The organism is Rheinheimera riviphila, assembly GCF_004005945.1.
GTDB classification, from domain to species: domain Bacteria; phylum Pseudomonadota; class Gammaproteobacteria; order Enterobacterales; family Alteromonadaceae; genus Pararheinheimera; species Pararheinheimera riviphila.
On sequence record NZ_SACS01000006.1, the window covers coordinates 186,664 to 192,870 of the forward strand.

Here is a 6,207-nt window from a genome sequence, read left to right on the forward strand (position 1 = left end):
AATTTCGGGAATAATCATAGGGGCTCAAAATTAATTGAGCTTCCTAGTTGGAGATATTGTGGTTAAGAATTTTTATAGAACAGTCGCGAGCTTACCTAGTTATGCCTTAGCTCCATGGATTTTCTTAGGTGGTCATTTTTTATTGATTCTAGTTTTTCGTCATTTTTCCGGTGTGACAGAAGTTGAATTTTTGTTGGAGAAGTACTGGTATTTCTATATTCCAGTATCATTTTGTGGAGTAATTTTTAATTTTAGAATGCATGTTCTGTTTTTTGTATGGTGGAGGTTTTTAGCTGGATTGTGTTTTATGTTTTTATACATCAGTGTTTTGCTGGAGATGGCTTATTTTAGCGGCTGGCCTTTTATTTCATATAGTATGCTTGTGTTGCTATTCCTTTATTCGCTATTTTTTTTGTTGCGATTCGTCTTTTGGTCCGATTTTCATAGAACGCTATTATGGTATCGTAAAATTGAAAACAAGCATGGTGAAGACATATTTTACCTTACAAAAGATGGATACATGGAAGTGCATGAACTTAATGACAAGTTAAAATTCTTGAAATTTACAGCATTCTGGGAAATTGATTTTTTTGCAAAACCTGTCGATTTAACTTCAAAGACCCTAAACGGATTCTATAAATTTTTCGGGCTGGTAGTAGCTCTGGGAGCCATTTACGCAGCTTTCACCGATTTTAATGTGGTGAGTGCAGGTATTATTATTGTTTTTTCATTAATTATCCCAGAGTTTCTAAGGCACTCCGTCGGAAGTGCTTTTTTGGACGCAATCTTGGTTAGTAAATACAAAATTGGTGATCGTGTCGTTTTTCCAAAAAAGTGATTATAGGATAATTCAGGACAGCCATAAATTGATAAAGCCCCTTCGTTAAAACAGGGGCTTTGTTTTACCCGATGCTTTTGGCAATGCGTTGGGTAGGGCCACTGGTGCGAATGTATTCTCGTAATCAACGGTTCCAAATGCATCTAAGGCGAATCGGCATCGGTGATGCAACTGTCAAACTCGCTAGAACTCAAATGAAATCTCCATCGAACATAACGGTGGTAGATTTCACTTGTGATATACGCCATTGGCGGATAGGATGCGTGATTATGATCATTATAGAAACGCCCATCTTCACCAAGCTCATTACCGGCTTGATGAGTGATGATGAATACAAGGACTTGCAGGAAGCGCTGCTGACGCGCCCGGAAATGGGTGCGCTGATCAAAAACAGTGGCGGTCTTCGCAAAGTACGCTGGTCGTTGGAAGGTCGCGGTAAAAGCGGCGGCGTACGGGTGATTTATTACTGGATGAGCGCAGATGATCAGCTGTACATGCTGCTGGCTTACCCAAAGAACGAGCAAGATAATTTAACGGATGCGCAGGTAAGTGCCTTGCGTAAAATCGTAGAGAGGTGGTCAGCATGAATGACGAACTGTTTAACGCGCTGCTGGAAAGTGTCCAGCAAGCAGACGGTATTATCCAGGGGAAGGCTAAACCTGCCCGGTTAACCGCGTTCGCAGAGCCTGAGGTCAAAGCCATTCGAGCCAAAACCGGGCTGACGCAGGAGCGTTTTGCAACGGTGGTTGGCGTGAGCAAACGCACGCTAGAGAACTGGGAGCAAGGCCGCCGTCATCCGACGGGACCTGCGCGCGCCCTGCTGAAAATCCTGGATGCAGATCCAAAGTATGCTTTAAAAGCCTTACAAGGCTAACATTACGGCCAGCAACAACGCTGGCTGATTTTTACCCTTCCTACACCTCAACTCCAGCGCAATCACCCGAGCATAAAGCGGCAATCTACCTATGAAACCCACTACCAATTAAAAAGCGTGCCATCCTCCAGCCGGTTGACCGGTAAATAAGCGCGTTGATAAGGGTAACGAGCGGCGAGTTGTTCATCGATATCGACGCCGTGGCCCGGGGTTTCGCCACAGTACAAAAAGCCTTGCTCAAATTGATAGTCGTGTGGAAATACCGCATCGGTTTCGGCGGTGTGTCGCATGTATTCCTGAATCCCAAAGTTGGGCACCCAGGTGTCGAAATGCAGTGCTGTGCCCATGGTGACCGGCGATAAATCGGTGGCACCATGAAAACCGGTGCGCACATGATACAGCTCGGCCAACGCGGCTATCCGCCGTAGATGGGTAACCCCGCCGCCATGGACGATGGTGGTGCGGATGTAGTCGATCAGCTGTTCGCTAATCAGTTGCTGGCAATCATGAATGGACGAAAACACCTCACCCACTGCCAATGGCGTGGTGGTGTGCTGGCGAATAAGCCTAAAGCCTTCCTGCAATTCTGCGGTGACTGCATCTTCCAGCCAGAACAGCTTAAACGGCTCCAATTCTTTGCCAAGCCTGGCCGCTTCAATCGGCGTTAATCGGTGATGCACATCGTGCAACAGGTGGACATCATCGCCGAAGTGCTGCCGAAGTTCAGCGAAAAGCTTCGGTACATAATTTAAATATTTACTGGTCGACCACAGATTTTCACTGGGTAAAGCTGCATCTGCCGGTTCATAAAACAAGATGTCTTTGGAGACGCCGTAAGTTGACGCCAACCCAGGAACGCCAGATTGCGCACGAATGGCTTGATAACCCAGCTCCCGATAACGAGCCACCGCTTCGACGGTATCCGCGATATCTTTACCGTTGGCATGACCATACACCAGCACTTTGTCGCGGCTACGGCCACCTAATAACTGAAACAGCGGCATGCCAGCCGCTTTGGCTTTGATGTCCCATAACGCGACGTCGATGGCCGCCAACGCGGTCATCCCGACGGGGCCGCGACGCCAGTAAGCACCGCGATAGAAATATTGCCAGATATCTTCAATTTGCCGCGCATCCCGCCCAATCAGGCATGGGATTAAGTGATCTTCCAGATAACTGACCACCGCCAGCTCACGGCCATTTAAGGTGGCATCACCAATGCCATAAATGCCTTCAGCCGTTTCAATTTTCAGCGTGACAAAGTTGCGTCCCGGACTGCAGACAATCACGCGCGCTGCGGTAATTTTCATAAGGTGAGTTCCTGTAACCAAATGCAAAAATCTCAGGCTAACAGCGCTGACGCGTGCTGCAATTGAGAATACTCGCAACGAAATTACGGAATCCGCCATGAGACTGCCTGAACAGCTGTGGCAACAGCTGCGGAATAAGTGGCTGTCCACAAACCAGCTGTCCGCAAACAACTTATGATTTTTCCCAGACAGCTTGTCATTCCTGTCAGGCTGGTGTCGCGCTCCTGCCACAGCTGTTAGGGTAACCGTAGGAAAAACGACAATAAAACCGGATGGGTGTGCTGCATGTTCGAACTTCAGCGGGTCAGATCAAAACGTCATCGTCTGCAGCTTGCGCTGAGCAGCAGCTTGCTACTCCTCAGTCCAGCGGGACTGGCTGATATCATGCTGCCAAAACTGATTAGTCAGGGCATGGTGTTGCAGCGCGATAGCACGATCAAGCTGTGGGGTTATGCCGCGTCTGGTGAAACCGTGGTGGTCAGTTTCAACGGTAAGGTGATTGGGCAGATCCAGGCAGCACCAGCTTTAGCCAGTGACGTTCCGACACAGCCCGCAGCACAAGGCCGCTGGCAAATCAGCTTACCCGCGCAACCGGCTGGCGGGCCGCATCAGTTTGTGTTCCAGGGAGAAAACCGTATTGCGCTCAATGATGTGTATTTTGGCGATGTTTGGGTGGCCTCAGGTCAATCCAATATGGAACTGCCGATGGCGCGGCTAAAAGAGGCTTATCCGGAGGATTTAACCAACGCCGATTATCCGCTGATCCGCCAGTTTACGGTGCCACAGCACTACAATTTCCACGCACCACAATATGATGTGGCCACTGGCGAGTGGCTGTCCGCCAATCCGAAGACCATCGAGCATTTCTCGGCGCTGGCATTTTATTTCGCCCGTGACTTATATCGCCAGCACAAAGTCCCTATCGGTATCTTAAACAATGCACTTGGCGGCTCGCCGGTGGAAGCCTGGCTGAGCGAATCGGCGTTGCAGGCTTTTCCGGACGCACTGGCCGAAGGGCTGAAGTACCGCGACCCGCACCTGATTGCTGATGTCACAGCTGCTGATCAGGCAAAAAACCAGGCTTGGTATGGTGATTTACAGCGTCGTGATCCCGGATTGAATCCAACAACACCCTGGTATAGCAATCAGTTTGATGACAGCCAGTGGCAAGATTTTACAGTGCCTGGTTTTCGGGCTGAACCTTTTACCGGCGTCTGGTGGTTGCGAAAAACAGTGCAGCTGAGCGAAGCGCAAGCCAAACAAGCGGATACTTTGCGGCTCGGCTCCATTGTCGACGCCGAAGAGGTTTATCTCAATGGCGTACAAGTCGGCCATACCACCTATCAGTATCCACCACGGCGTTACGATATTCCGGCTGGCCTGCTCAAAGCCGGCGCCAACCAACTGGCACTGCGAATTACCGCCACCAATGGTAAAACCGGTTTATACCCGGATAAGCCTTATTGGCTAGGCACCGACAGCCAGCACATTCCGTTAACGGGTGTCTGGAAAATGAAAACAGCAGCGACGGCTAAGCCGCTGCCTGGCGATACTTTTATCCGCTGGAAACCACTCGGGTTATTTAATGGACTGGCGGCGCCACTCACCAAGTTGCCGGTCAAAGGCGTGATCTGGTATCAGGGCGAATCAAATGTCGGCCAATATCAACAATATAAGGAGCGATTTCAGGCGATGATCCAGGATTGGCGTTCGCATTTTCAGGCCGCTGACGACAAGCCGTTGCCATTTCTCTATGTACAACTCGCCAACTTCTTAGAAAAAACAGCTCAACCGCAAGACAGCAGTTGGGCCGGTTTGCGTGAAGCGCAGCGCCAGAGTTTAAGCGCGCCCAATACGGCGTGCATATTTCGGTGAATCCGATCAGCGATTCCGGAGTTATCCGATCACCTGCTAGCCGTTCTTTTTCGTGATTGTATTTTTACGCTAAGTGATCGGATTGGTCTAGTTTTCTCATCGACTCTCCTGTTAATTCAATTCGGTGGCTGTTGTGTAGTAAACGGTCTAGCAGCGCATCTGCAATGGTGGGACTTGGAATGAGTTTGTACCATTCACTGGTCGGTATTTGGCTGGCAATAATGGTGCTTGATTGTTGATAACGCATTTCCATCACATCAAGCAGGTCATTCGCTTGGCGCGCTGTCAGTGATTCCATGCCCCAGTCGTCCAGGATCAGTAGCTTACGTTTGGCCAGTGCACTAAGTTGCTGACGGTATGATCCGTCAGCGCGTCCGATATTGAGCTCGTCCAGCAGCTCACCGAGCCGGTAGTAACGGACGCTGTGATGCTGATCACACGCTTGCGTGGCCAGTGCGCAGGCAAGGTAGGTTTTACCGCAGCCCGTAGCGCCTGTCAGGATGATGTTTTGGTTGTGATGCAGATACTGGCCACTGAGTAAGGCGGCGATTTTGTCTTTACGTAGTCCTCGATTGGCTCGGTAATCGATATGACTGGCGCGCGCATCAATGCGTAATTTCGCCTGGCGCGATAACTTCTGCACTTTGGTGTTATCCCGGCAGAGCAGTTCATGCGTGGCAAGCAAGCTTAGCCGCTCTTCGAAGCTCATGTCGCTGTATGTCGCGGGTTGTGCTTGTTGTTGCTGTAATGCCTGACTGAAGTGACCAAGCCGCAATGCGCGTAGTTGCTCGTGTAATGTCGATAAACTCATGTTGGTTTTCCTTATTGGTAGTAATGTTGGCCGCGGATATTGTGGTGCGTCAGTGGTGGTTGCTCATCAACAACTCCGGCGTTTGAGGCGTGTTCTTTGTTGTTCACCAGCAAATTGGTAATCACTTTTAAGTACGGCTGCTCCAGTAGCAACGCCTGTTGGCTCGCAGCTTCCAGCCGCTCATTACTATATTTTTTGGCCAGACTCAGAATGGCCAGACAGCTTTTCACCGCTTGCTCCGGATGCTGACGACGCTCCAGCTGGAAGGTGATCACAGCCCTGACACCGCTGCCAATGTTGTCAGCCCAACCCATTAACCGTTCAGCGCTCCAGCGCTGTTTGATATGAGCGTCAGGCATATGCTCTTTGACTGTGGTAAAACCGCCGTCGTGATGTTTTCTGGGATGCTGAGCAACCACTTTGCTTTGGTAATACACGCAGATGATTTGTGCCGTCGCTTCAATCGTCACTGTGTGACTCACCAGATGATGCGGGACCG

Annotated in this window: 7 protein-coding genes; 4 read left to right on the forward strand and 3 right to left on the reverse strand. The window is 49.8% G+C overall.

Annotation, left to right across the window (positions count from 1 at the left end):
* Positions 1–58: 58 nt before the first annotated feature.
* The 3 genes from EOE67_RS08005 (at position 59) to nadS (ending at position 1,712) form a co-directional block, all read left to right on the forward strand.
* The gene (locus tag EOE67_RS08005; protein WP_127698524.1) at positions 59–838 is read left to right on the forward strand and encodes a hypothetical protein; all 780 of its coding nucleotides are present in this window, start codon (positions 59–61) and stop codon (positions 836–838) included.
* A gap of 269 nt (positions 839–1,107) precedes the next feature.
* Positions 1,108–1,425 (forward strand): type II toxin-antitoxin system RelE/ParE family toxin, encoded by a 318-nt coding sequence (locus EOE67_RS08010; RefSeq protein WP_127698526.1) that lies wholly within the window; start codon positions 1,108–1,110, stop codon positions 1,423–1,425.
* A complete protein-coding gene (nadS, locus tag EOE67_RS08015; RefSeq protein ID WP_127698528.1) occupies positions 1,422–1,712 on the forward strand; it encodes a NadS family protein in 291 nt (96 codons plus the stop codon). The genes EOE67_RS08010 and nadS overlap by 4 nt, the downstream gene beginning before the upstream one ends.
* Positions 1,713–1,813: 101 nt before the next feature.
* Here nadS and manD read toward each other — a convergent pair whose 3' ends face one another.
* Complete coding sequence (manD, locus tag EOE67_RS08020; protein WP_127698530.1) at positions 1,814–3,022, reverse strand: D-mannonate dehydratase ManD; 1,209 nt, start codon at positions 3,020–3,022, stop codon at positions 1,814–1,816.
* A gap of 285 nt (positions 3,023–3,307) precedes the next feature.
* On the opposite strand from manD, the gene EOE67_RS08025 reads away from it, so the two are divergent.
* Positions 3,308–4,897 carry a sialate O-acetylesterase gene (locus EOE67_RS08025; RefSeq protein ID WP_127698532.1) on the forward strand — a complete coding sequence of 530 codons (1,590 nt, stop codon included), beginning with the start codon at positions 3,308–3,310 and terminating at the stop codon, positions 4,895–4,897.
* Between the two features lie 64 nt (positions 4,898–4,961).
* Here the strand turns inward: EOE67_RS08025 and istB are convergent, their stop codons facing one another.
* Together istB and EOE67_RS08035 are read right to left on the reverse strand one after the other, a co-directional pair.
* Positions 4,962–5,708, reverse strand: a complete 747-nt coding sequence (istB, locus tag EOE67_RS08030; RefSeq protein WP_127698533.1) for an IS21-like element helper ATPase IstB — start codon at positions 5,706–5,708, stop codon at positions 4,962–4,964.
* An 11-nt stretch (positions 5,709–5,719) separates the two neighbouring features.
* On the reverse strand, positions 5,720–6,207 hold a 488-nt coding region (locus EOE67_RS08035), incomplete at its 5' end, for a Mu transposase domain-containing protein (RefSeq protein WP_420849768.1).